This window comes from Sphingobium sp. CR28, from assembly GCF_052327305.1.
Taxonomy (GTDB): domain Bacteria; phylum Pseudomonadota; class Alphaproteobacteria; order Sphingomonadales; family Sphingomonadaceae; genus Sphingobium.
Genome location: NZ_CP182486.1, coordinates 2378366 through 2401469 on the forward strand (window position 1 = coordinate 2378366; position 23104 = coordinate 2401469).

A 23104-nucleotide genomic window follows, 5' to 3' on the forward strand; every position below is an offset into this window, starting at 1 on the left:
CAATCAAGGATTCGTAACGGGCGCTACTGTCGCGTTTTGAGCTGGTGAGTCAACGGTCCTTGATGAAACCGGCTTTGGAGCGGGATCATCCGCCCAGTCGTTCCATTTGCCCTTCACGCGTTCGTAGTTGACGACCGGGTCATAAAGAGACCCGCCATCGAGGCCGAGATCCGTGGCCTCGACCTGGCCCATAGCCGCGAGCAGGGAAAAGCCGGCCACATAGGAATTGCGCTGTGCGGTGACGTGCTGGACGCGCGCAGTGAATGCCTCGCGCTCGGCGTCGAGAATGTCGAGGATGGTCCGCGAACCCACGGTGTTCTCAGCGCGCACACCCTCCAATGATAGCTCTGCTGCTGAGACGGCGACGCGCGTCGATTCGATGATCGTGTTGCTCGCTTTCCAGCTCGCGTAGAAGGCGCGCGTCTGCGCGACGAGATCGCGCTCGCTTGCCGTTTCCTGCTCCATCGCCTGCGACTCGAGCGCCTGATTGCGCCGGACCTGAGCGCTTGGCCGTCCGCCCTGATAAAGCGGCAGGGCCAGCGTTGCGCCCACGGTCAGGTTTTCGCCATAGTTCTGGAAGCCCGCAGCAGCAGGGGTTGAGCCGAAGTCCGTCGTATGGCGGCCATTGCCAACCACAGATATCGTGGGAAGGCGCGCGCCCTTCGCGACGCGCACGTCATAAGCGGCGGCCTCGCGGGCCTTGCGCGCGGCTGCAAGGTCCGGGTTATTGGCGATAGCGACGTCCACTGCATCATCTGGTGATCCCGGCAGGCCGGGGAGGACAGGGGGCTGCTGAAGGTCGACAGGGGCGTGACCGACGAGCTGGGTATAGCGTTCACGCGACGCGATGAGGTTCGAGCGGGCCGTTTCCAGATCGCCCCGGGCGATGGCGAGCCGCGAATCGGACTGGGCAACGTCCGTGCGGGTAAGATCGCCGACCTCGAAGCGATCACGCGTGGCGCGCAAATTCACTTCGAGGATATTCACGTTGTTCTCGCTCAGGCCTACAATCGCCTGATCGCGGATCACGTCCATGTAGGCAGCGACGACCTGCGAAAACACAGTGAGCTCCGTGCCCCGCAGCGTGAATTGCCCCGCCTCGACGCGCGTCTTGGCGGCGTTGATGCTGTTTCTTACCGTGCCTCCCGAATAGACCGGCGTGGACAAGCCGAGCTGGACGACGCCGGTATGCTCGGCCTGAAAAGGATTCGCCGGGCGCAGATAGGCGTTGTCAGTATACTGTCCCTGAAGCTGCGCACTCGGGCGCCCGGCCGCCTTAGCCAACGGTACGGTCTCATCGGTCGCGCGCTGGCCCGATCGCGCCGCATTCAATGTAGGATTGTCGCGATATGCGGCTGCGAGCGCTTCCTGCAGCGTTTCGGCGCTGGCGGGCTGTGCCGCGCTGGCGAGCAGCATGGCGCCCAGTGCCGCCCGGGTGAGGAAGGAAGCACGCATGACTTGCACGGTCCGTTCGATCAAAAAGTGAAGCTTTTGGGAGCCGCAAAACCCGGAAGGATCACGGCTTCGGCATCCAGAAATGGCACTGCACCAAAGCCGCCGGCGCTGCGCGTGCCCGAACACAGTCTGGTTACGCCGCGATCGACGCGGCCAAAGACAGCGCGTCCACCGATCTTGAGCTGGTCCGCCAAGCCGCTCGGGAAGGCCTCTATCGCACCGTCCACCAGAATCACGTCATAAGGTGCGCCCTGCGGAAAGCCGCCCGCCAAATCTGCTTTCTCGACCGTTACGCCCGCCTGGCCGCTGAGCGCCGAGGCGGCCATTTCCGCCAGACGCTCGTCGGACTCGACCGCGACAACGTTCGCGCCAAGTTCGGCCAGCAGCGCAGCGGCATAGCCGGTTGCGCCACCAATCAGCAGCACGTTCTCGCCTTTTCGCACCTGCGCTGCAACGATGAGCCGCGCAGTGGCGAGCGGGGCGTTGAGGGCGCGCGCGCCACCCAGCGGAACGGGCCTGTCGACATAGGCCGTATCCTTGCGTGCTTCAGGCACGAAGGCCTCCCGCGGCACCGCGAGAATGGCGGCGATCACGGTCGGATCGTTGACATCGTTGGTGCGCAGCTGGCTTTCTACCATTGCGCGCCGCATCCCCAGGAAATTCTGCTCGGTCATGATGCCCCTGATGCCACAGCTGTATTGTTCTGGCAATACACGAACTGCCAGCGTGTCGTCTCTAGCGCCGAAGGGCGGCACAGAAAACCGTTTTCGCGAGCGCAGCATGCCGCGTGCGTCATATCTGCGTATCCTTGCTAAACCGGCGCTCTGAATGGCCCGGACCGGCGCATCCGGCGCGAAGGGCACAACGCTTCCTTGACAGATGCCTCCAAAGCGGGGATTGGGCGCGGCTCCGGCCCGATGGCGGAGTGGTTACGCAGAGGACTGCAAATCCTTGCACGCCGGTTCGATTCCGGCTCGGGCCTCCACCTTTATTGTCGTTTTGCGACTCGCGATGCTCCTCGCGCCAGGACCGGCGCGTGGGTGCTGTCCGTCGCTTTTCAGTCCGCCTGACGCAGGATGATTGCTGCTTCAGGCTTGTGGGCGCGGATTTCATCTGGCGTGAGGCCTTTGATTTCGTGCGGGAACACGAGCCACTCATCCGTCTCATGCACGAAGAAGTCGGGTGCGATCGCCACTTTGCTCCGCTTGGGCTTATAGTAGACCGTGGCAATGCGCACGGTCTCGGGCATGTTGTGCCGACAACGGGCCTTAAGCTCGTGCAGGAAGGTCGCAATCGACCGGCCGCTGTCGAACACGTCGTCTATCACTAGCAAGCGATCCGTCGGTTCGAGTGTGTCGATGAGATAGCCCAGTGAATAGACGCGAACTTCGTGATCCTGCTGATCAATCCCCGTGTAGGACGCCGTGCGGATGGCGATATGGTCGGCGATCACCCCATGATACTCGAGCAATTCCTGAACCGCGATCCCGACCGGAGCGCCGCCCCGCCAGATGCCGACAATGTGTGTGGGTTGATAGCCCGCATCGAGCACCCGGTTGCCGAGCCGAAAGGAATCGGCGAGCAGCTCGTTTGCGGAGAGATATCGCTTCTCGACGGTCATCTAAGGATGCTCCATGCTCAGATATGACCATCGCTTAATCGAGTGAGGCGGGCGCTGTCACGAGGCTCTTCGTTTATCGACGACACAAGACGTGGCGATACCCGGGACGATCATGTCCCACGGATGGACAAAGAAGCGAAGCGACTGTCTTTACACGCGTTAACGATTTAGTAACCATTCGACCCATGAGACGGTCGCTTGTTCTAACTAACGAAGTCGCACGCCACCCCTTCCGGATGGGCCTGCCTCAAAATGTGTTCCGCGTCGCGCCGGAGAACGAGGAAGACGCGCGTAAAGCCGCGCGGCAGTCCGACGATCAGGACTGGAAGCTCTTTCTCCTGAGCTTCACGGCCTTTTTCACCGTGGCTTACAGCTTTATCGCCTGAGAGCCCGACAGGGCTACTCGCCTTGAGGGACCGGCATGTCCTGGCAGCAGACGCGATGAAGCTTGAACGCAAGAGCCGCTGAGAAAGCGCACATCAGGCAAACAGTCAGCAGCGCTTCCCTGTTACTGAGCCCAGCGCCCATCGCGCCCATGATGACGAGGGCACCGAATACCATTGCCCCCGAATTGACGACATTGTTCGCCGCTACGGTGCGTGCCGTCTGGCTCTTCTCGACCGTGGTGGTGAGAAACGCGTAAAGTGGCACGACGAACATGCCGCCAAACGTCGCGATGCCGAACAAGGCCAGAAGGACGCGCCAGCTGTGGGGATGGGCGAGGAAGCCCGAAACGTCATACAGCACGCCGGCGGGCGCGGGAGTCCAGTCCTTAGATACGAACTGGAAGAACCAGACGAAACCAGCCATTACAAGAACGGCCGCAGGCGCATAGCGCGCGGAAACATGGCCCTGGAGCAACCGGTTGATCGCGACCGATCCAATCGCCACACCGATGGAGAAGATCGCCAGAAACAGGCTGGCGACTTCCTTGCTCGCCGTGAAATCATTCTTCACCATCGGCGGGAAGATGATGATGAGCACGGTCGCGATCATCCAGAAGAAGCTGATCGACATGATGGCAAGGAAGAGGCGGCGAATGTGCATGGTTCCGCTGATGAGCCGCCAGGAGGCCCGGATCACGTTGTAGTCGAGTTCGATGGGTGGGCCTTGTCGCGGTGCCGGCGGCACCATTCTGCCTGACAGATAGCCTATGCACGCAATGACGATCACGCCCAGCGCAGCCTGTTTGGGGCTGATCCAGCCCGCGACGATCGTACCCGCCAGGATCGCGACATAAGTGCCGGCCTCCACAAGCCCGGTGCCGCCCAGCACTTCATCCTCATGAAGATGCTGGGGCAGAATCGCGTATTTTATGGGGCCGAAGAAGGTTGAGTGAATGCCCATGGCGAAGAGCGCCAGCAGCATGAGTCCAACCCCCAGCATGGGCAAATATTCGCATAGCACGAGGCCAGCGGCTCCCACGCTCATGATCGCGATCTCCGCGGTCTTCACCACCCGGATGATTCGCGCCTTATCGATATTGTCGGCCAACTGCCCGGAGAGCGCGGAGAGCAGGAAGAAGGGCAGAATGAAAAGCCCGGTCGCCAGGGCGTTGAAGTTCGATTCCTGCTGCGGGTCGCGGTAGACGACATAGGTGGCGAAGAGGATCATCGCCGTCTTGAAGAGGTTGTCGTTAAACGCGCCGAGAAACTGGGTGACGAAGAGCGGCAGGAAACGGCGATTGCCCAGAAGCCGCAGAGAAGCCTGCATAAAGGCGAGTACTCAAAGCCCAGGCGAAACACCTGTCGCCCTGGCGGCGGCTTGTAACGTCGAACTATGAAGGATGAAAGATGTAGATGACGGGCGTGCGCCCAGCTGCGCTCGCTTGTTTCGGCAGGCCGGCTGTGGCAGCAGGATTCGCCGTGCTGTACCTCCCTAACCTCCTTACGCTTTCCCGTATCCTGGCCGTGCCGCTGCTCGTCGCGCTGCTCTGGCCTGCCGAGATGGGCAACCAGTGGCGCGCCGGATATCTGGTTGCGTTCGGTCTCTATTGCTTGATGGGCATCACCGACTATTTCGACGGCTATCTCGCCCGTGCCCAAGGCACCGTGTCGAAGCTGGGTGTCTTTCTCGATCCCATTGCCGACAAGATCATGGTTGGCGCGGTCATCCTCATGCTCTGCGCGACGCGCGACATCCGGGGCGTTCATATCGTCGCGGCGATGGTCATTCTTCTGCGGGAGATCGCCGTCTCCGGACTGCGCGAATATCTCGCGGGATTGAAGGTTTCCATGCCCGTTTCGCAACTCGCCAAATGGAAGACCGCGTTCCAGCTCATCGCGCTGGGCGCGCTCATCCTGTCGGGCGGCGTGCCGCACTGGCCGTGGGTGTTGACCATCGGTCTGGCGACACTGTGGGGCGCAGCCGTGCTCACCCTCATCACAGGTTGGGACTATTTGCGGGTCGGCCTCAAGCATATGAACGACTGACCAGTGTCGGGGCTTCAGCTTCTCTATTTTGCATGGGTCCGCGAGCGGATTGGTCAGGACGGGGAGCAGGTTGCTATGCCACCCTCCGGCACGACAGTGACCGAGTTGCTCGACCGTCTCTCTCAGCAAAGTCCCGCCCATGCAGCGGCGTTCGCGGATAGGAGCCGGTTGCGTGCCGCGCTCGACCAAAGCTTCGTGACCCTCGATGCTGAAATTGGCAACGCGCGAGAGCTGGCGCTCTTCCCGCCGGTAACCGGTGGCTGAGGCACCGCGCATCGTCACTCGCATAGGCGAGGAGGATTTTGATCCCGGCGCGGAGCTCGCCGCGCTTGAAGCGCTGGAGGGCGGTGCGGTCGCCAGCTTCACCGGCCTTGTGCGGCAGGATGGAGGCATTGAGGCGCTCAGGCTGGAGCATTACCCGGCCATGACCGCGCGCCAGCTCGAAGCGGTTGTTGCCCAGGCTAGAGTGCGGTGGGCCTTGCTCGGGATCACGCTCATCCATCGTGTCGGTACGCTGGCCGTGGGCGCTCGCATCGTCTTTGTCGGTGTGGCGTCGGCCCATCGTTCGGCGGCGCTCGAAGCCTGCGCATTCCTAATCGACTGGCTGAAAGTCTCCGCGCCGTTCTGGAAGGAAGAGCAACGCGCAGACGGCTCGCGAAGTTGGGTGGAAGCAAAGGCTGCCGACGATGAACGTGCCGCGCGCTGGCACAGCTAGGCGGCCGAGGCTGTCTCCTCCCGCCGGTCCGCCCCTTCGCGCAATATCTCGGCCAGCATCCTGAATTCGTGCTCGCGCGGACTGTTGCGCCGCCAGATCAGTGCGATGTCGCGATGCGCGCTCGGCGACCGGATAGGACGAGCGACAATGCTGGTACTGGCAAGAATCCCACCACGCACTGCCATTTCCGGAAGCAGCGTGAGGCCCAGCCCATTATCGACCATCTGCACCAGCGTATGAAGCGACGTGCCTGTGATCGTTGCCTCGGAGCGTAATTCCGAGCGGTTGCACGCCGCTAGGGCATGATCCTTGAGGCAATGGCCATCCTCAAGCAGCAGCAGCCGGTTCCCGTCGATCGCTTCTGGCGAGATCTGCGCTGGCGGGTCGCGCGGATCGTCCTTGGGGAAGGCGATGAGCAGCGGGTCTGTGAAGAGGATTTCGGTGTCGACATCGCCGCAGGGGAAGGGGAGAGCCAGCAGCACGCAGTCGGCATGGCCATGACGCAGCGAATCAAGCGCGGCGTGACTGGTCTCTTCCCGCAGGTAGAGCTTGAGCTGTGGGCGCTCCCTGCGCAGCCGAGGCAGCAGGCGCGGCAGCAGAAACGGTGCGATGGTCGGGATGACGCTCATCCGCAGTTCACCGGAGAGGGGCGCGCCTGACGCCTGCGCGATGTCCGCAAGCTCTTCGGCCTCGCGAAGCACGCGGTGCGCCTTGTCTACGATGCGATTGCCCAGCGCCGTGAAGCGCACGATGCGGCGGGTGCGCTCGACTAGCGTCACCCCAATCAGCGTCTCGAGTTCGCGGATTCCCGCCGAGAGAGTGGACTGCGTGACGTAGCAGGCATCCGCTGCACGGCCGAAATGGCCGTGTTCCTTGAGCGCTACGAGATACTGAAGCTGCTTGAGCGTGGGCATGTAGGCAGACATTGATCGCTCCTGGCGATTAGGCTGCCCTTATATAATCGTTTTATCCGATGATGCCAGCAGATCGGCCAATCCCGTACAGCGACGTAAGCGTCAATACGACGCCGACCATGAGGAGCAGCGCCCGAGCGGGTACATGGCGCGCCAGCATCGCGCCGAAGGGCGCTGCGACCACACCGCCGATGAGCAGGCCCAAGGTTGCCTGGGTCAGCACTTCCCAGCCAAGGTTGAGCAGAAAAGTGATGCTGATCGACAAGGTGAGGAAGAACTCAACCGTGTTCACCGTGCCGATCGTGTGACGCGGGCTACTCCCCTGAACGAGCAGGTTGGACGTGACCATCGGCCCCCAGCCACCGCCGCCGGATGCATCGAGAAATCCACCGATAAGGCCTAGTGGCGCCACGACTTTCGGACTCTTCGCCTGAGGCGGATAGCGGAAACCACGCCACAGAAGCCACAGGCCAATCCCGATCAAATAGGCCTGAATGAAGGGCTTTATGATGTTTCCGTCTATGTTTGAGAGGAGATAGGCTCCGGCGACGCCGCCGATGATGCCGGGGATAACCAGCCGCCTGAAGAGCGCCCAGTCCACGTTGCGATGAGCGATGTGACTGATAGCAGAGACGCCGGTGGTGAAGGTCTCGGCCGCGTGAACACCAGCCGACGCGCGACTGGGCGGCACACCCAACGCCAGCAAGAGCGTACTGGAAATGACGCCATAGGCCATGCCCAGAGCGCCATCGATGATTTGCGCCCCGAAACCCACGAGTATGAAGGGAAGAAGGGCCTCACTCTGCCCCAGCAAGCTTTCGATCATGTCGGCCTATTACTACTTATTTAATAAACAATAGCTGGAACGGGCGGAGAAGCAAGGCGGAAACGTGTAAGTAGAAGCAAACGAAGCACCGCTCTGGAAAAATAAGTCCTTAGACCCTAATTTCGGGCGACGGACTCAAAGGTGCATGTCCCAAGCGGGTGGAATTTGATGGGTTTGATTGCTTATCTTGATTCGATCAAAGCGCGTGACCCAGCGCCTCGGTCACGGGCCGAGATTCTTCTCTATCCCGGCGTCTGGGCTCTTGGCTTTCATCGCGTCGCACATCGGCTGTTCAGGGCACGGCTCTATTTCCTTGCACGCGCCGTCAATCATTTCTCCCGCTTCCTCACCGCGATAGATATTCATCCGGGCGCCCGTATCGGCAAAAACTTCTTCATCGATCACGGCTTCACCGTGATTGGGGAGACCGCCGAGATCGGTGACGATGTCACCATTTATCAGTGCGTGACATTGGGTGGGACGGACCCGGCCAATGGCATTGCCGGCAAGCGGCACCCGACAATCAGCGACGGCGCGATACTGGGCTCCGGCTCTCAGGTGCTTGGGCCCATCGTGGTCGGCGCTCGCGCGCGGATCGGCGCCAATGCCGTTGTTACGAAGGATGTGCCCGAAGGGGCGGTAATGATCGGCATCCCAGCGCGACAGACGCTGATCGACGCACGCGAATATCAGAAGCGCTTCACGCCCTATGGCACCCCCTGCTGCGATGCCCTCGATCCGGCGACCCAGAAGCTGGAACTGCTCCAGTGCGAAGTTGAGCAGTTGCACCAGCGGCTTGCCGAACTGCTTGAGGAACGGGCGCGCCCCGAGGACGCTGGTCCGTCGCCGAAGCGGACGCGTAGCCGCGCCTGATGGGCAGCGTCACGCCTTTCCCCAGCGCTGCGCAGCCCACCCAGACCAGTTTCGATCGCGCGGAGCTTTCCCGTATCATGGACCTCTACGGACGCATGGTCTCGGCAGGCCAGTGGCGTGATTATGCGATTCATCTCGGCCGGGATGTCGCTGTCTTCTCCGCGTTCCGCCGCACGGCGGAGCGCCCGGAAGTACGCATCGAGAAGCGACCCGCGCTGCGACATCGCCAGGGCATGTGGGCGCTGATCGGAGAAGCGGGCGCCGTGCTCAAACGGGGGCAGGAGCTTGCCGGTATCCTTGCGCCGGTCGAGCGCCGTCTTCTTAAAATCGTCGACTAGGCCGGCGTCGCCGCCGGTTTCAACTGAGGGCCGGGCAATGGCAATCGATCGGCGAGGCCTGAAGGAAGGCAGGAGAGAAGGGTGCCGCGCGCAATCGGCCAGAAGGCTGAAAGGGTGAGAAGCGCGGAACCGATGACAAGCGCGGTCAGCGCAGCACTCAGCTCGATTGCACCCGCGCGCTGGAAAAGCTGGTAAAGCGCGTAAAGCACATAGGCCAGGCTCGAAACCAACAGAGCGCGGCGATCAATGACCAGGGCAACGACTCCGAACAGGAGATAGAGGCCGATGACGATGGTTGCCGTGCCTGTGGACATGTCCTCGCGGAAAACCCCCAGTAGGTTGAAAAGCGAGTGGGCAATGAGGGGCGCGGCGAGGAGATGAAGCCAAAAGGCGACATCGGCGCGGCGCGTCACTCGCTCGCGGTCGCTCATGTCCCAGCGCATCGCGAGAGCGAAGACAGCGAGGCCGCATACAAGGACCGGACCATAAGGCGCATTTTCCAGCGCGGGGAAGGAGGCAACGAGCAGACCGCAGATCGTCGCAACAACGGCAGCCGTGAGCGCTGCGATTGTGATCGGAACCGCGAAACGACGCCAGTGGGCAAAGATCGCCAAGGCCGTCAGTATCGCCGCAGCGCTCATGAGAAGGGACATGGTTCGATCGTCTGAATCCGGCAGAAGGCTCGCGCCAGTCGCCAGAGCAGCCGATCCGACACCATAGGCGAAGCCCAGAAGAAGAACGATGCTGGGAAGCGCCATACGCCGAACCCGCGTGAAATACTCCGCGAGGCTCCAAGCTGCGGCGGCCGTCAATATGCCGCCGAGCGGTGATTTCATTGGGCCAGTGCTCAGCGGTCCGACGACGTTGCCGATCCAGGCCGTGGCGACCAGCAGGATGACAATGGCGATAGCGACGAAGATATCGTTGAAACCCGTCAAAAACCGGAAATGCTCTTCGTCCGGAATGCTTGCGGCGCGCTGCCGGGCTACATATAGGCGCAGCGCGTGGACATGTTCGGGCGAGAGCACGCCGGCCTGCGCTGCGGCGTCGAGTTCTGAATCGCTATACATGGACGCGCCTCATGCTGTATTATTGATATAATACACAAAGAGCAGCTTAACGCAAGGTTGAATGGAATTGTTTCCGGAATGTTGCGCTGTATGCAATGACCGGCGCAGTCCCGGGGGAAGGCAAGCAGTGTCGGTCATCAAGAGCGCAGCAGCAGTTCTGCTTATTTCCGCGGCGTCCCCGGCGGTCGCGGCGGCACCAGATGACAACGCGGCGCTTCGTGCGGAGATCGAGCGCCTGAAAGCGGCCGTCGCGGCCCTTGAAGCGCGGCTGGATCAGGCCGATGCGAAAACTGCTTCAAACGCGGCTGCCGCGCCGGCGCCCGTCACACCCGCTCCGGCAGGCGGGGCCGCGTCTGGGGCAGCCCTCGCAAGCGCGGCGTCCACAGAGCAGAAGGATGAGCAGACCAGCATCGTCTGGCGCGGGTCGCCCCAGTTCGTTCAGGACGACGCCCGGTTCAAGGTCAAAGGCCGGCTGCAATATGACGCAGGCTATCTCGTCACCCCTTCTGCTATCCGAGACAAGGCGCGTGGCTTCTCGAATGAGACCCGCCGGCTGCGGCTGGGCGGAGAGGGCATGCTGAACGAGAGCTTCGGCTACAAGCTTGAGTTCGAACTGGCTGATAACGCGGTTGAGCTTGTCGATGCGTTCATCACCTATCGCAAGGATCGCTGGCTGGTCACGCTCGGGAATCACAACAGCTTCCAGTCGCTTGACGAGTTGATCGGCGATACCTCCGGCTCGGTCATGGAGCGGGCCGCTTTCACAGACGCATTCAACTTCGAGCGGCGTCTGGGCCTTTCCGTGCAATATCAGCAGGGTCCGATGCTGCTACAGGCCGGCGTGTTCACGGATGACGTGCGCGCTCTGGCGAACAGCAGCGACGGTGTGAGTGGCGGGGACGAGAACAACAGCGTCAGCCTGGACGGTCGGATGGTCTTCGCGCCGAAGCTGTCCAGCGGCAGTCAGCTTCATTTCGCCACCTCCTATCATTGGCGCGATTTCAATCGGCTGGGAGAAGGCACGCAGACCTACGCGCAGCGGCCCTTCCTTCACTCAGTCAATAGCCGCTTTCTGGGTGTCACGACGCGCGGCACTGGCGAGATGAGTTACGGCGTGGAGACTGCGGGCGTCTTCGGTCGCTTCCATTATGCGGCGGAGGGGCACTGGCTGCGTGTGCTACGCCCCGGCCTGGCGGACCCGACCTTCTTCGGAGCTTATGGCGAGGTCGGCTACTATCTGACCAAGGGCGATACGCGCGCTTATTCAAACGGCATCATGGGCATACCCAAACCCGCGCACCCGTGGGGCAAGGGCGGCATCGGGTCGATCCAGATCAACTTGCGGTATGATTATCTGGACCTCAACGACGCTGGCCTCATTGGAGGCACGCAAAATGGCGGGATCGTCGGTGTCATCTGGTCGCCGATTCAGTATCTGCGCTTTAATTTCAACTATGGCCACCTGAGCTACACGGACGCGATCATCGCGGCGGGGACAGATCGGGACTATAATGTCGATGTGTTTGGAGTTCGCGCCGAACTCGACTTCTAGGCGGAGCAGCCGGCGTTAGCCTGTCGGTAAGAGAAAGTGGTGCATGGCTCTGTCAGATTTGAAGGCAGAGGCGCATGGACGGACAGGCTATTTTTCGGGTGATCGAAGGCGGGCGCTGTGCCGGGGATGTCCCTTTTGCTCCGGCCGCTACCGAAATGCGCCTTGTCTTGCGGCGTCCTGCCCGACGAAAGCCCGCTCTTCTGGTCGTGCCGGCAGCAGCGTTACTCCTATGCATCCTTTTGATCGGGCCATGGTCGGCCTTGACGGTTTGAACGATCAGGGCTTCGTCTGACGCCGATCAGGCGGCGTCAGCGTCCAGCGAATAGCCTGCTGAGCGCACCGTCCGGATAATATCAGGACGTCCCCCCGCGTTGATTGCCTTGCGCAGCCGGCGGATATGGACGTCCACGGTACGCAACTCGATCTCGCTGTCTTGCCCCCATACACTGTCGAGCAGCCGCTCCCGCGAGAAGACCCAGCCGGGATGCTCGAGCAGGTGGCGCAGCAGGCGGAACTCAGTGGGTCCCAGTGAAATCGGCGCTCCAGAGCGCCGCACCTTGTGCCCGACCGTATCCATTTCGACATCGGCGAAGCTCAGCATTTCTCCCGCCAGCGCCGGACGGACGCGGCGTAGCACTGCGCCCACGCGGGCAATCAGTTCGCGCGGGGAAAAAGGCTTGGTGACATAGTCGTCCGCGCCGGTCTCGAGTCCGCGCACCCGGTCCTCCTCCTCGCCGCGGGCAGTGAGCATGATGATCGGAATATTTGCGGTCGCGGGCATACGGCGCAGGCGCCGGCATACTTCGATGCCGGAGAGATTCTCCACCATCCAGTCCAGCAGGACGATATCCGGCACTTTCTCCTGTGCCAGCAGCAGTGCTTCCTCGCCATCGGGCGTCGTCGCCACGTCAAAATTCTCGCGAGCGAAGTGCCATGAGAGGAGTTCGACCAGCGCGGCATCATCCTCGACCAGAAGCATTTTCACGCGGTTCATGGCGTCAGTCTCCCGTGGGCGCGTCTGCGCCTTCTATGCTCGTCTCTCTTTCGCGCTCCGGCGGCATATTTCCAGTCGCGGCATAGTGGACCATTTCGGCCACGTTGGTGGCGTGGTCACCGATCCGCTCGAGATGCTTGGCGACGAAGAGAATATGGGCGCTTTCCGTGATGGTTTTCGGGTTTTCCATCATGAAGGTCACCATCGTGCGGAAAATGCTGTTGTAGAAGTCGTCCACCGCGCGGTCGCGTTCGATGACTTCCAGAGCGCGATCAGGATCGCGCGCCGCGAACGCATCCAAGGCGTCGGTCACCATGTCCCTGGCGAGCCGGGCCATGGACGGAAGAAGCGAGAGCGGTTCGATCCGCGCATCCGTCATGATGACGGGGACGCGCTTGGCGATGTTCTTGGCATAGTCGCCCATGCGCTCGACCACGCCGGCGATCTTCATCGCAGCGACGATCTCGCGCAGGTCGTCCGCCATTGGCGCACGCAGGGCGATGACCTGCACGACGAGACGGTCGATCCGCGCTTCCAGTTCATCGATGCGCTTGTCGCCTTCCACGACCCGCGCCGCGAGCACGGTATCGCGCTGCTGCAGCGCCTTCATTGCGTCGTCGATGGCCGCCTCGGTCAGGCCCCCCATTTCCGCAATGAGGGCGCGCAGGCCGTTGAGGTCTTCGTCGAACGCCTTGACGGTATGATCGTTCATGGTCCTGCCATCCGTTCCTGAGCGGTCAGCCGTAGCGACCGGTGATATAATCCTTGGTGCGCTCTTCGCGCGGATTGGTGAAGATTTCACCCGTCGGGCCATATTCCACCAGCGTTCCCAAGTGGAAAAATGCCGTCTTTTGGCTGACGCGAGCGGCCTGCTGCATATTGTGCGTCACGATCACGATCGCGTAATTTCCACGGAGGTCGTGAATGAGTTCCTCGATCTTGGCAGTGGCGATCGGGTCGAGCGCCGAGCAGGGCTCGTCCATCAGGATGACTTCCGGCTCCACGGCGATCGCCCGTCCGATGCATAGACGCTGCTGCTGGCCGCCCGAAAGGGCAGTCCCGCTGTCGTGCAGTCGGTCCTTCACTTCATCCCATAGCCCGGCACGCCGCAGCGACTTTTCGACGATCTCGTCCAGCTCTGCCTTGCCCGGTGCCAGCCCGTGAATGCGCGGGCCATAGGCGACATTTTCGTAGATCGACTTGGGGAAGGGATTGGGCTTCTGAAAAACCATGCCCACGCGGGCGCGTAGCTGCACCACATCCATGCTGGGCGCATAAATATCCTCGCCGTCGAGCGTGATATTCCCCTCGACGCGGGCACTCGCCACGGTGTCGTTCATGCGGTTGAGCGTCCGCAGGAAGGTCGACTTGCCGCAGCCCGAGGGGCCGATGAACGCCGTGACGTTCTCCAGATCGACATCGATTGAGACACGGTTGATCGCCTGCTTGGCGCCGTAGAACACGTTGACGTCCCGTGCGGACATCTTGGTCGTGGTGGTCGTTGCTGAAGGCATGGGTCGGTTTACCACCGTTTCTCGAAGCGGTTGCGGAGATAGATCGCGATGCCGTTCATCGCGAGGAGAAAGACGAGAAGCACAATGATCGCGGCGGAGGTCTTCTCGATAAAGCCGCGGCCCACCTCGTCGGACCAGAGGAAGATCTGCACGGGCAGCACAGTGGCTGGGTCACTGATCCCACCGGGCGGCGAAGCAATGAACGCGCGCATGCCGATCATCAGCAGCGGTGCCGTCTCGCCCAGAGCACGCGCCATGCCGATGATGGTGCCGGTGAGAATGCCGGGGAGCGCCAAAGGCAGGACATGGTGGAAAACGACCTGAATGGGTGAAGCGCCAATGCCGAGCGCGGCATCGCGGATTGAAGGAGGAACCGCCTTGATTGCGTTGCGCCCCGCAATGACGATCACGGGCATGGTCATCAGCGCCAGTGTCAGCCCGCCCACCAGCGGCGCCGAGCGCGGCAAGTGCATGAGGTTGAGGAAGATGGCGAGGCCAAGCAGGCCAAAGATGATCGACGGCACGGCAGCTAGATTGTTGATCGACACCTCGATGACGTCGGTCCAGCGGTTCTTGGGCGCATATTCCTCCAGATAAAGCGCAGCCAGCACGCCGATCGGGAAGGAGAGGAGCAATGTCACAGCCATTGTGAGCAGCGACCCCTTGAAAGCGCCCCATATGCCGACTTGTGTTGGATTTGTGCCGTCGCTTGCCGTGAGGAAACCGATATTGAACGCAGTCGACAACGCGCCCTGCGCGCGCAGCTTCTGCGCGGCGTCTTCCGCTTCGGGCGTTCCCGTGCCTTTGGCTGCGACGTCGATCCCCTCGGACGCCGGCACGCGGATCGTCGCCTTGCGGGACAGGATTGTGGGATCCGCTATGATCGTGTCTCCCACTGCCCGCGTTGCGCCCGGTCCGATGAGCGAGGCGCCATCCGCACCGAAGGCGAGTTTTGCCGCCTGATCGATCGCAGGGCCGAGATTTGCGTTGGCGATGACCTGCTGCGGATTACCGACCGCAAGCGAGGCGGGGTCGATCATCACTGCCGAGCGGGGGAAATCGATCGGTAGATCGACCTGTGTCTGTGTAAATCCCTTGAGGCCGCTCGACATCATTGAGATGAGGAGAAACGCCAAGAAGCCGGCAGAGAGCAGAACGGCGCCCAACCCCAGCAGGCGGAAGCGCCTTTCCGAGGCGTAGCGACGCGCAATACGGCGCTGCATGGCATCGGAACGCCAGTCCGTCGGAACGCGCGGGGTCATGCCGGCTGGCAGCGGCGCGGAGGTGGGAACGAGCCCGCTCATTCGTAAGCCTCCCGGTAGCGCTTCACGACACGGAGCGCGACAATGTTGAGCAGCAGCGTGACGATGAAGAGCACGAGGCCGAGCGCAAAGGCAGCAAGGGTCTTGGCGCTGTCGAACTCCTGATCGCCGGTCAGAAGCTGAACGATCTGGGTCGTGACTGTGGTGACGCTGGCAAAGGGATTGAGCGTCAGATTGGCCGCGAGACCGGCTGCCATCACTACGATCATCGTCTCGCCGATCGCACGACTGACGGCGAGCAGAACGCCGCCGACAACGCCGGGCAGTGCCGCGGGAATGAGGACGCGGCGGATGGTCTCGCTCGGCGTAGCGCCCATGGCGAGGCTGCCGTCGCGCATGGCCTGCGGCACGGCAGCGATGCTGTCATCGGCCATGGAAGAGACGAAAGGGATGATCATCACGCCCATGACGAGGCCAGCGGCGAGCGCGCTTTCCGATGATGCGCCGGGAATGCCAATGGTCGCCGCAAAGCTGCGCAGCGCTGGTGCCACGGTGAGCGCGGCGAAATAGCCGTATACTACGGTAGGGACGCCCGCGAGCACCTCCAGCATGGGTTTCATCCACTTGCGCACCTGCGGTCTGGCATATTGCGTGAGGTAGATCGCGCTCATCAGTCCGAGCGGGATCGCGACGATCATGGCGATGATCGCGCCAATGAAGATGGTGCCCCAGAAGAGCGGCACTGCGCCGAATGCGTCCTCGTTGCCGTAGCCGAGCGCCGCCGACTGCGGGCTCCATTTGAGCCCGAACAGGAAGTCGAGCGGGCTTACCATCGAGAAGAAGCGCAGGCTTTCCCAAAGCAGGGAAGCGACGATGCCCAGCGTCGTGATGATCGCGATGAGCGAAGCGAGAAGCAACGACCACATCACCATGCGCTCGACGCGGGTGCGGGCGGTGAATGCGGGGCTAACGCGCGAATAGGCATAAGCCGCACCCGCGAAGGCAAGGATTGCGGCCAGCGCGGCGCCGATCAGGGCGAATTTGCGCGTTGCATTGCGATAGGGCTCGACCAGCGGCTCGGATGCGGGGTTGAAGGCGCCAGTCTGCTTGTCCGTCGCGATTGCACGCGCCTCGGAGAGGATGGACGCACGCGAAAAGCTGTCGGCCGGCAAACCGGCTGCGGCTGGCGACGCAAGCACATCATGGGTGACGAGGCCGGGAGAGACATTCCCCCAAATCGCGAGGAAAATCAGCGCCGGCACCGCTGTCCACAGCGCGACGTACCAGCCATGCTGGGACGGCCGGCTATTCGTCGCGAGCCGCCCGGCGCTTGCCTGAAGCCGCGTTGCCTTGGCGCGCGAGGCGAGCCACGCCACGGCCGCGAGGCCGAGGACGAGCAGCAGGACGATGCTGGTTTTCATCGGAGCGCCACTCGGGCCATCGTTGCAATGCTCACCGTTTTCACTTCAGATCGGCGCCGTTAAGTATGGTGAGGTTTGTCACGATTTGGGCGTTGGCCTGCTGCACAGCGTCGGTGGCCGGAACCATGCCACGCTTGGCGAGCGTGCCGCCGGCGGCCCAGTTCTTGGCGAAGGTCTCCACATAGGCCTTTAGCCCCGGAACCGCTGTGATGTGGGCTTCCTTCACATAGATGTAGAGAGGACGCGCGCCGGGATATTTGCCTGTGGACACCGTCTCGTAGCTCGCCTCGACACCGTCGAGCGGCACATCCTTCAGCTTGTCGCGATTGGCATCGAGATAGGAAAAGCCGAACACGCCGATCGCATCGGGGTTGGCGGAGAGCTTCTGGACGATGAGATTGTCATTCTCACCCGCGTCCACATACGCGCCATCCTCGCGGATTTGCGTGCAGAGCTGCTTGTGCTTCGCCTCGTCGGCTTCCTTGAGCGCCTTCATTGCCGGGTCGCTTTCGCAGCCCTTGGTCAGCACGAGCTCGGCTAGCGAATCGCGCGTACCGGACGTCGAAGGCGGGCCGAAGACGCTGATCGCAACTGCCGGGAGACTTGGGTCCACATCCTTCCACGTCTTGGCGGTGTTTGGGCCTTTGCCGAACGGATTGGCGGCGAGCGCCTTGTAAACCGTTGCGGGCGTCAGCTTGAGGCCGGGGCCTTGCTTCGATTCCGCGAAGGCCAGACCATCAACGCCGATCTGAACCTCTATGATGTCCTTCACGCCGTTGGCCTGACACTGGTCGAACTCGGCCTTCTTCATCCGGCGCGATGCATCTTCGATGTCTGGATGCTGGCTGCCGACGCCGGCGCAAAACAGCTTCATGCCCGCACCGGTGCCTGTCGACTCGATGATCGGCGACTTCATGCCGGGATTGGCCTGAACGAAGAGCTCTGCGGCGGCGGTAGCGAAGGGGAAGACGGTCGAGGAACCGACGGCGCGGATCTGGTCGCGCGCGCCGCCCGCGCCAGTCGAAGCAGGGTCCGAACAGGCGGAGAGAGCAATGGTCGATACCGCCAGCAGGACGGAAACTCTGAACATGAAAAGTCACTCCCGAGAGAAAGGCTTCGCTCTGCGCCGATCGTTCCGGCTGCGCTTTAGAGCGGTTTCGGCGCGGCAATGTGACAGTCCGGTTTCAGTTTTGTGACATGAGCTCAGAAAGCTCGGATTCCGCGTAAATCGGGAGATCGATTGTCACGGTGGTGCCTTTGCCCACCGTACTTGTCAGGTCGAGTCGCCCGCGATGGCGCTCCACAATATGTTTGACGATGGCGAGTCCGAGACCCGTTCCCCCCATGGCGCGGCTCCGGCCCGAATCAACCCGATAGAAGCGCTCGGTCAGGCGCGGGATATGTTCGGGCGGGATGCCCTCGCCGCGATCGGTCACTGTCAGCCGCACCATGTCGCGTTCGGCGCTCGTCAAACTTATCGTGATAGGAGTGCCGGCGGCGCCATATTTAATCGCGTTGCTGACGAGATTATGCAGGAGCTGGCTTATCTGCGGGCGGTCGCCGCGTACGGGAGGCAGATCGGGCGCGGATATGATTTCGATACCGCGCCCTGCAAAGTCCGTCCGATTGCGAAAGACGTCCGCGACTTCCTCGGCGAGGAGCGTCAACCCCACGGGGCTGGCCGGCGCGCGATATTTGTCCGCCTCAATGCGCGAAAGCGACATGAGATCGTCGACGAGGCGCTGCATACGTCGCGCTTCGCCGTCCATGATGGAGAGGAAGCGCTCCCGTGTCTTCGCGTCTGCGCCGGCCACGGGATCGCGGAGCGTCTCAATGAAACCGAGGATTCCGGCAAGCGGCGTGCGCAACTCATGGCTGGCATTGGCGACGAAATCTACGCGCATCCGCTCGGCGGCATGGCGACCGCTCTGGTCGAGCAGCGCGAGCAACTTGGTTTCGTTTGCAAGGGGCACGATCCGCATCGACCAGCGCTGCTCGGCGCCGCCAAGGCCCACCATTTCGATAGTTGCGGATACCTCGCGGGTCCGCTCGCTCAGGATGAGATCCAGCGCCGCCGGGTTGCGAATGGCGAGCCGCACGTCCGCGCCGAGGATATGATTGCCTAATAGCTCAGTCGCAGATGCGTTGGCTTCGACGATCCGGCCCTGCTCGACGACGAGGATGGGGATAGGAATGCCAGCGATAAGCGCGGCGTTTCGGGCGATCTCTCCCGAAGACCGGGACGCGTCATCGCTCGGCTCGACACGCTGCGAAATGCGGGAGCGTCCGCTTGTTTCAACCGCCAGCGCCACGGCAATGGCTCCGGCCACCGCGCCCGCGACGGCGGCATCCAGACTATGTGTCAGGAGAAGGATGACAACCGCGCCAGCAGCCAGACAGGCGGTCGCGATCCAGGAGCTTCGAGACATGCGTACGCGCCTGAGCCAGTTAGAAATAGTTCTTACCGCCTAGAACATTTTAGGCATGGCCGCGACGGCTTAGGGCGAGATTTGCAACGAATTTATGACAGACGTCTCAAGCAGCGTGAGCGTAAGCCACTTCGGTAATCTCCCCGCGGGTAACCGGCGCGCTCACTTCGGAACTCGGAGCTTCCTCCGCGGGCACGAGCGAATCGCTGACCTTGCGAGGAAACACGACGCGCGAGATAGCGACGATGGCTCCGATACCGGCATAACTCGCGATCGCCACCACCGGGCTGTAAAGAAGCGGCACCGCGAACGCGACGCGCAGCCAGTTGGGATTGAAGCCGAAATCCTGACCGATCGCTTCACAAACACCGAAAATCGTGTCGCCACGGGCAAAGAGGTTGTGGGGCTGTGGGTCGGTCATATCGTCATCCTCGTTCAGTTGGGCGGCTGATCTGCCTGTTGCGTCCCGAAAAGCACAAGGCGTGCCAACTTGGCGAAAACATGGCTATGCTGGATTTTTCCCCGGCGGCAGAGACGGTAGTCAATGGCCTGCGCATCACGGATGCCCAACAGTTGGGATAATCCACCATTTAGACGGAGAACCGTCGCTAGCGGTCGAACAGGTTCCTTGCGAGAGCGGGCAGCGCGTCGAATGAGGACATGACTGCGTCGGCGCGCAGGCTCGACGGGTCGAACGGCTCGCCATAGCCGGAGGTGAAAAGCACGACGGGGATGCCCAGCGCCTGCGCTGCTCGGGTATCATTGTCGCTGTCGCCCACGAAAAGCGTGGTGCCGCCGCCTGCTCGTTCGATCATTGCCGCCAGCGGGGCAGGGTCGGGCTTGAGGATGCCCACGCTATCGCCCCCAACAATAGCGACAAAGCGGTCTTGCCAGCCCAGCGCATCGATCAGCAGGCGCGCAAGTCCTTCTCGTTTGTTGGTGCAGATGGCGAGCCGCGCCCCGGCGGCCACCAACTGGTCGAGCGTCTCCTCGACGCCCGGATAGGGCAAGCTATGGTCGGCAATATGCGCTGCATAATGGTCGATCAAGTGAGGTAGCAGCGTGTCGACCATCGCTTCGTCGTGACCGGTGTTGCGGAGCGCCCGGAGCAGCGTCAGCCGAGCCCCGCCCCCCACGAAGCGCTTGATGGTCTCGATGGGGAGCGGAGGAATATCGGCGAGGGACAGGGCGTGGTTGGTGGCGTGGGCGACATCAGCGGCGGTATCCGCGAGCGTGCCGTCGAGATCGAAACCGACAAGGTCGAACATATTTTCGCCGGATTGCCTTCTTGATGGGAGAATTCGCGCGAGCCTTGGCGCCCTGTAGTGGAAACCACAAGCATTTGATGGCAGGACATCGCCATGAACGAGCTTACGAACAGCCATGCAAACGATCGCCCGCTTGCCGTCGTCATCCTAGCAGCCGGGCAGGGGACACGGATGAAGTCCTCCCTGCACAAGGTGCTCCATCCGGTCGCGGGGCGACCCATGCTGCTGCACCTGCTCGGGACGATCGAGACGCTGGCGCCTCAACGGAAAATTGTCGTGGTCGGTGCTGGTCGCGAACAGGTCGAGAGAGCCGTGGCCGGCCATGACGTCGCGGTCGCTGTGCAGGCCGAACAACTGGGGACCGGGCACGCCGTGATGCAGGCCAAGGCGGCGCTCGAAGGTTTTGCCGGTGATGTCCTGATCCTTTACGGAGACGTGCCGCTTGTGCGTGCCGAAACGATGCGCGCCATGCTGGACAGGCTGACGCGAGGCGACGAACCGCGCGCGGTCGTGCTCGGCTTCCGGCCTGAGGACAGCGCGGCTTATGGCCGCATCATCGCGAACGGCCAAGGCATCATCGAGAAGATGGTGGAATTCAAGGACGCGACCGCCGAGGAGCGCGCCGTCACTCTGTGCAATTCCGGGCTCATGGCTGTGCGCGCTGCCGATCTCTTCGTGCTGCTTGATGCGATCGGCAACGAAAATGCCGCGGGCGAATATTATCTTCCCGACATCGTGATGCTCCCCGGCGCCACCAGCGCCGTTGTGGAGACGGCAGCCTGGGAAGTCGCGGGTGTGAACAGCCGAGCGGAATTGGCCAGTGTCGAGGGAAGCTGGCAGGAACGGCGCCGGGCCCAGGCGATGCGTGACGGCGTCTCTCTCATCGCGCCGGAAACCGTTTGGTTCTCCTTCGACACACAACTGGCCCGCGATGTGACCATCGAGCCGAACGTCGTATTCGGTCCCGGAGTGACGGTGGAGGAAGGCGCGGTGGTACACGCCTTCTCGCATATCGAGGGTGCCCACATCGCGAGCGGGGTGTCTGTTGGCCCATATGCACGCCTGCGGCCCGGCACGGTGCTGGAGACTGGTTCCAAGGTCGGCAATTTCGTGGAAGTGAAGGCAGCGACGATCGGCGAGCGAGCCAAGGTCAATCATCTGTCCTATATCGGAGATGCCAGCGTCGGCGCGGAGGCGAATATCGGTGCCGGGACCATCACCTGCAATTACGACGGCTTCCTCAAATATCGCACCCAGATAGGTCCGGGCGCCTTTATCGGATCGAACAGTGCGCTTGTCGCCCCGGTGACGATCGGCGACAACGCCATCGTCGGTGCAGGCAGCGTCGTCACCAGGGACGTATCGGCTGGCGCCCTTGCTCTTGTTCGTCCGCCGCAGGAAGAGAAAGCGGGCTGGGCCAAGCGTTTCCGCGAGCGAATGAAGGCGCGCAAGGCCGCGGCGTCATCGGCTCACTAATCGCGCCTTGTCTCACTCAGTCGATCGCCCCTACTGCCGCTTTCTTTGGTTTGCGTCTTTGTGCCTCGCAGCCATGCTGCTTGTCGTGGGCCTTTTCGCTTGGGGCTATGCGCAGGGCCTGGCCGATCCCGTAATTCATCGCACCGTTTTGTCGATGCGTGGGCTGAGCGGTCCCGTTCGCATTGCCCTCGTCAGTGACAGTCACATGTCTTACCCCGATATGCCACCCGAGCGGCTGGCGCGCATCGTGCGAATCGTGAATGCGCAGCGGCCCGACCTTATTCTGCTGGCGGGCGACTATATTGGCGAAGACAAGCTGTTCACGCGCGCGCCAACTGAAGCTGAGGCTGTCGCGCCCCTGGCTGGCTTGCGCGCCCCGCTGGGCGTTTATGCCGTGCTGGGCAATCACGACAATGTGACAATGCGCGTTGCACGGCGCGTCATCAGGGCTTTGGAAAGCTCGGGCATTCATGTGCTGGAGAACGAGATCGCGGATGTCTCCGGCCTTATGGTCGGGGGAGCAAGCCCCTACAGCAGAGGCGCACGTGGCGGCAGCGTTGGAGGACTGATCGAGCGGTTCGATAGGGTTCAGGCTCCCCGTGTCCTGCTCACTCACAGCCCCGATCTTCTCACCCGTCTGCAGAAAAAGCCGGAACTCCTGCTCACTGGCCACACGCATTGCGGGCAGGTGCGTCTGTTCGGCCGGCCGGTCGCCTCCGCGACGCATATTGCGCCTCACCTTTATTGCGGCCGCTACCAGCTTGGCCCGAACGCCTTTCTCATCGCCAGTGGTGGACTTGGAACGAGCCGCCTTCCGATCCGCTTCTTCACGCCGCCGGATTTCTGGATGATCACCCTCGTTCCCGCGCGCTCCTGAGATCAAGCGTCGTGCGGTGCGATTGCTTCGACCATATCAAGGCAATATGTCGCAAGTCTCATTCCAT

Annotated in this window: 25 protein-coding genes and 1 tRNA gene; 10 read left to right on the plus strand and 16 right to left on the minus strand. The window is 62.2% G+C overall.

Annotated features, from left to right (window positions below; all coding sequences use genetic code 11):
• Window positions 1–3: 3 nt before the first annotated feature.
• Window positions 4–1416 (minus strand): TolC family outer membrane protein, encoded by a 1413-nt coding sequence (locus ACNAOH_RS11400; protein WP_443972120.1) that lies wholly within the window; start codon window positions 1414–1416, stop codon window positions 4–6.
• A gap of 59 nt (window positions 1417–1475) precedes the next feature.
• Window positions 1476–2129 carry a protein-L-isoaspartate O-methyltransferase family protein gene (locus ACNAOH_RS11405; protein WP_443970298.1) on the minus strand — a complete coding sequence of 218 codons (654 nt, stop codon included), beginning with the start codon at window positions 2127–2129 and terminating at the stop codon, window positions 1476–1478.
• Between the two features lie 237 nt (window positions 2130–2366).
• Here ACNAOH_RS11405 and ACNAOH_RS11410 point away from each other — a divergent pair.
• A tRNA-Cys gene (locus tag ACNAOH_RS11410) sits at window positions 2367–2440 on the plus strand.
• A 72-nt stretch (window positions 2441–2512) separates the two neighbouring features.
• On the opposite strand, the gene ACNAOH_RS11415 is transcribed toward ACNAOH_RS11410, so the two are convergent.
• Window positions 2513–3076, minus strand: coding sequence for a phosphoribosyltransferase (locus ACNAOH_RS11415; protein ID WP_443970299.1), 564 nt, complete (start codon window positions 3074–3076; stop codon window positions 2513–2515).
• A 185-nt stretch (window positions 3077–3261) separates the two neighbouring features.
• Here ACNAOH_RS11415 and ACNAOH_RS11420 point away from each other — a divergent pair, with 185 nt between their 5' ends.
• Window positions 3262–3462, plus strand: a complete 201-nt coding sequence (locus ACNAOH_RS11420; protein ID WP_443970300.1) for a hypothetical protein — start codon at window positions 3262–3264, stop codon at window positions 3460–3462.
• Between the two features lie 13 nt (window positions 3463–3475).
• On the opposite strand, the gene ACNAOH_RS11425 is transcribed toward ACNAOH_RS11420, so the two are convergent.
• Window positions 3476–4789, minus strand: a complete 1314-nt coding sequence (locus tag ACNAOH_RS11425) for an MFS transporter (protein WP_443970301.1) — start codon at window positions 4787–4789, stop codon at window positions 3476–3478.
• A gap of 152 nt (window positions 4790–4941) precedes the next feature.
• Between ACNAOH_RS11425 and pgsA the strand changes: the two genes are divergently transcribed.
• From pgsA to ACNAOH_RS11440, 3 genes are read left to right on the plus strand one after another with little or no spacing between them, the layout of a single operon-like run.
• Window positions 4942–5508, plus strand: a complete 567-nt coding sequence (gene pgsA, locus ACNAOH_RS11430; protein ID WP_443972121.1) for a CDP-diacylglycerol--glycerol-3-phosphate 3-phosphatidyltransferase — start codon at window positions 4942–4944, stop codon at window positions 5506–5508.
• Between the two features lie 3 nt (window positions 5509–5511).
• On the plus strand, window positions 5512–5772 hold the full coding sequence (moaD, locus tag ACNAOH_RS11435) for a molybdopterin converting factor subunit 1 (protein ID WP_443970302.1): 261 nt from the start codon (window positions 5512–5514) through the stop codon (window positions 5770–5772).
• Complete coding sequence (locus ACNAOH_RS11440) at window positions 5765–6223, plus strand: molybdenum cofactor biosynthesis protein MoaE (RefSeq protein WP_443970303.1); 459 nt, start codon at window positions 5765–5767, stop codon at window positions 6221–6223. Before moaD ends, ACNAOH_RS11440 begins: the two co-directional genes overlap by 8 nt.
• Here the strand turns inward: ACNAOH_RS11440 and ACNAOH_RS11445 are convergent.
• The gene (locus ACNAOH_RS11445; protein WP_443970304.1) at window positions 6220–7149 is read right to left on the minus strand and encodes a hydrogen peroxide-inducible genes activator; all 930 of its coding nucleotides are present in this window, start codon (window positions 7147–7149) and stop codon (window positions 6220–6222) included. The genes ACNAOH_RS11440 and ACNAOH_RS11445 overlap by 4 nt on opposite strands.
• Before the next feature lie 40 nt (window positions 7150–7189).
• Complete coding sequence (locus ACNAOH_RS11450; RefSeq protein WP_443970305.1) at window positions 7190–7963, minus strand: sulfite exporter TauE/SafE family protein; 774 nt, start codon at window positions 7961–7963, stop codon at window positions 7190–7192.
• 168 nt (window positions 7964–8131) lie between these two features.
• Between ACNAOH_RS11450 and epsC the strand changes: the two genes are divergently transcribed.
• A complete protein-coding gene (gene epsC / locus ACNAOH_RS11455; protein ID WP_443970306.1) occupies window positions 8132–8836 on the plus strand; it encodes a serine O-acetyltransferase EpsC in 705 nt (234 codons plus the stop codon).
• A complete protein-coding gene (locus tag ACNAOH_RS11460) occupies window positions 8836–9174 on the plus strand; it encodes a DUF2794 domain-containing protein (protein WP_443970307.1) in 339 nt (112 codons plus the stop codon). Before epsC ends, ACNAOH_RS11460 begins: the two co-directional genes overlap by 1 nt.
• Here the strand turns inward: ACNAOH_RS11460 and ACNAOH_RS11465 are convergent.
• Complete coding sequence (locus ACNAOH_RS11465) at window positions 9171–10244, minus strand: hypothetical protein (protein ID WP_443970308.1); 1074 nt, start codon at window positions 10242–10244, stop codon at window positions 9171–9173. The two genes, ACNAOH_RS11460 and ACNAOH_RS11465, sit on opposite strands and share 4 nt — an antisense overlap.
• A 127-nt stretch (window positions 10245–10371) precedes the next feature.
• On the opposite strand from ACNAOH_RS11465, the gene ACNAOH_RS11470 reads away from it, so the two are divergent.
• Window positions 10372–11796, plus strand: coding sequence for a porin (locus ACNAOH_RS11470; protein WP_443970309.1), 1425 nt, complete (start codon window positions 10372–10374; stop codon window positions 11794–11796).
• Between the two features lie 298 nt (window positions 11797–12094).
• On the opposite strand, the gene phoB is transcribed toward ACNAOH_RS11470, so the two are convergent.
• The 9 genes from phoB to ACNAOH_RS11515 form a co-directional block, all read right to left on the minus strand.
• Window positions 12095–12790 carry a phosphate regulon transcriptional regulator PhoB gene (gene phoB, locus ACNAOH_RS11475; RefSeq protein ID WP_443970310.1) on the minus strand — a complete coding sequence of 232 codons (696 nt, stop codon included), beginning with the start codon at window positions 12788–12790 and terminating at the stop codon, window positions 12095–12097.
• Window positions 12791–12794: 4 nt separating this feature from the next.
• A complete protein-coding gene (phoU, locus tag ACNAOH_RS11480) occupies window positions 12795–13502 on the minus strand; it encodes a phosphate signaling complex protein PhoU (protein ID WP_443970311.1) in 708 nt (235 codons plus the stop codon).
• 25 nt (window positions 13503–13527) lie between these two features.
• On the minus strand, window positions 13528–14304 hold the full coding sequence (gene pstB, locus ACNAOH_RS11485) for a phosphate ABC transporter ATP-binding protein PstB (protein WP_443970312.1): 777 nt from the start codon (window positions 14302–14304) through the stop codon (window positions 13528–13530).
• An 8-nt stretch (window positions 14305–14312) separates the two neighbouring features.
• The gene (gene pstA / locus ACNAOH_RS11490; RefSeq protein WP_443972122.1) at window positions 14313–15566 is read right to left on the minus strand and encodes a phosphate ABC transporter permease PstA; all 1254 of its coding nucleotides are present in this window, start codon (window positions 15564–15566) and stop codon (window positions 14313–14315) included.
• 38 nt (window positions 15567–15604) lie between these two features.
• Window positions 15605–16987, minus strand: coding sequence for a phosphate ABC transporter permease subunit PstC (pstC, locus tag ACNAOH_RS11495; RefSeq protein ID WP_443970313.1), 1383 nt, complete (start codon window positions 16985–16987; stop codon window positions 15605–15607).
• A gap of 40 nt (window positions 16988–17027) precedes the next feature.
• Window positions 17028–18077: a substrate-binding domain-containing protein gene (locus ACNAOH_RS11500; protein WP_443970314.1), complete on the minus strand. Its 1050-nt coding sequence runs from the start codon at window positions 18075–18077 to the stop codon at window positions 17028–17030.
• A 94-nt stretch (window positions 18078–18171) separates the two neighbouring features.
• Window positions 18172–19416 carry an ATP-binding protein gene (locus ACNAOH_RS11505; RefSeq protein WP_443970315.1) on the minus strand — a complete coding sequence of 415 codons (1245 nt, stop codon included), beginning with the start codon at window positions 19414–19416 and terminating at the stop codon, window positions 18172–18174.
• Window positions 19417–19522: 106 nt separating this feature from the next.
• Window positions 19523–19837, minus strand: coding sequence for a PspC domain-containing protein (locus ACNAOH_RS11510; protein ID WP_443970316.1), 315 nt, complete (start codon window positions 19835–19837; stop codon window positions 19523–19525).
• 187 nt (window positions 19838–20024) lie between these two features.
• Window positions 20025–20684 (minus strand): HAD-IA family hydrolase, encoded by a 660-nt coding sequence (locus tag ACNAOH_RS11515; RefSeq protein ID WP_443970317.1) that lies wholly within the window; start codon window positions 20682–20684, stop codon window positions 20025–20027.
• A 93-nt stretch (window positions 20685–20777) separates the two neighbouring features.
• Between ACNAOH_RS11515 and glmU the strand changes: the two genes are divergently transcribed.
• On the plus strand, window positions 20778–22160 hold the full coding sequence (gene glmU / locus ACNAOH_RS11520) for a bifunctional UDP-N-acetylglucosamine diphosphorylase/glucosamine-1-phosphate N-acetyltransferase GlmU (protein WP_443970318.1): 1383 nt from the start codon (window positions 20778–20780) through the stop codon (window positions 22158–22160).
• 73 nt (window positions 22161–22233) lie between these two features.
• Window positions 22234–23037, plus strand: coding sequence for a metallophosphoesterase (locus ACNAOH_RS11525; protein WP_443970319.1), 804 nt, complete (start codon window positions 22234–22236; stop codon window positions 23035–23037).
• Window positions 23038–23104: the final 67 nt, after the last annotated feature.

Coding starts and splice junctions, on each gene's coding strand:
- pstA (WP_443972122.1), bottom strand. CDS start 15,566: ATGACCCCGCGCGTTCCGACGGACTGGCGTTCCGATGCCATGCAGCGC.
- phoB (WP_443970310.1), bottom strand. CDS start 12,790: ATGAACCGCGTGAAAATGCTTCTGGTCGAGGATGATGCCGCGCTGGTC.
- ACNAOH_RS11505 (WP_443970315.1), bottom strand. CDS start 19,416: ATGTCTCGAAGCTCCTGGATCGCGACCGCCTGTCTGGCTGCTGGCGCG.
- phoU (WP_443970311.1), bottom strand. CDS start 13,502: ATGAACGATCATACCGTCAAGGCGTTCGACGAAGACCTCAACGGCCTG.
- ACNAOH_RS11515 (WP_443970317.1), bottom strand. CDS start 20,684: ATGTTCGACCTTGTCGGTTTCGATCTCGACGGCACGCTCGCGGATACC.
- epsC (WP_443970306.1), top strand. CDS start 8,132: ATGGGTTTGATTGCTTATCTTGATTCGATCAAAGCGCGTGACCCAGCG.
- ACNAOH_RS11420 (WP_443970300.1), top strand. CDS start 3,262: ATGAGACGGTCGCTTGTTCTAACTAACGAAGTCGCACGCCACCCCTTC.
- glmU (WP_443970318.1), top strand. CDS start 20,778: ATGAACGAGCTTACGAACAGCCATGCAAACGATCGCCCGCTTGCCGTC.
- ACNAOH_RS11445 (WP_443970304.1), bottom strand. CDS start 7,149: ATGTCTGCCTACATGCCCACGCTCAAGCAGCTTCAGTATCTCGTAGCG.
- pstC (WP_443970313.1), bottom strand. CDS start 16,987: ATGAAAACCAGCATCGTCCTGCTGCTCGTCCTCGGCCTCGCGGCCGTG.
- pstB (WP_443970312.1), bottom strand. CDS start 14,304: ATGCCTTCAGCAACGACCACCACGACCAAGATGTCCGCACGGGACGTC.
- ACNAOH_RS11500 (WP_443970314.1), bottom strand. CDS start 18,077: ATGTTCAGAGTTTCCGTCCTGCTGGCGGTATCGACCATTGCTCTCTCC.
- ACNAOH_RS11400 (WP_443972120.1), bottom strand. CDS start 1,416: ATGCTGCTCGCCAGCGCGGCACAGCCCGCCAGCGCCGAAACGCTGCAG.
- ACNAOH_RS11465 (WP_443970308.1), bottom strand. CDS start 10,244: ATGTATAGCGATTCAGAACTCGACGCCGCAGCGCAGGCCGGCGTGCTC.
- ACNAOH_RS11510 (WP_443970316.1), bottom strand. CDS start 19,837: ATGACCGACCCACAGCCCCACAACCTCTTTGCCCGTGGCGACACGATT.
- ACNAOH_RS11415 (WP_443970299.1), bottom strand. CDS start 3,076: ATGACCGTCGAGAAGCGATATCTCTCCGCAAACGAGCTGCTCGCCGAT.
- ACNAOH_RS11450 (WP_443970305.1), bottom strand. CDS start 7,963: ATGATCGAAAGCTTGCTGGGGCAGAGTGAGGCCCTTCTTCCCTTCATA.
- ACNAOH_RS11405 (WP_443970298.1), bottom strand. CDS start 2,129: ATGACCGAGCAGAATTTCCTGGGGATGCGGCGCGCAATGGTAGAAAGC.
- ACNAOH_RS11425 (WP_443970301.1), bottom strand. CDS start 4,789: ATGCAGGCTTCTCTGCGGCTTCTGGGCAATCGCCGTTTCCTGCCGCTC.
- ACNAOH_RS11460 (WP_443970307.1), top strand. CDS start 8,836: ATGGGCAGCGTCACGCCTTTCCCCAGCGCTGCGCAGCCCACCCAGACC.
- ACNAOH_RS11525 (WP_443970319.1), top strand. CDS start 22,234: ATGCTGCTTGTCGTGGGCCTTTTCGCTTGGGGCTATGCGCAGGGCCTG.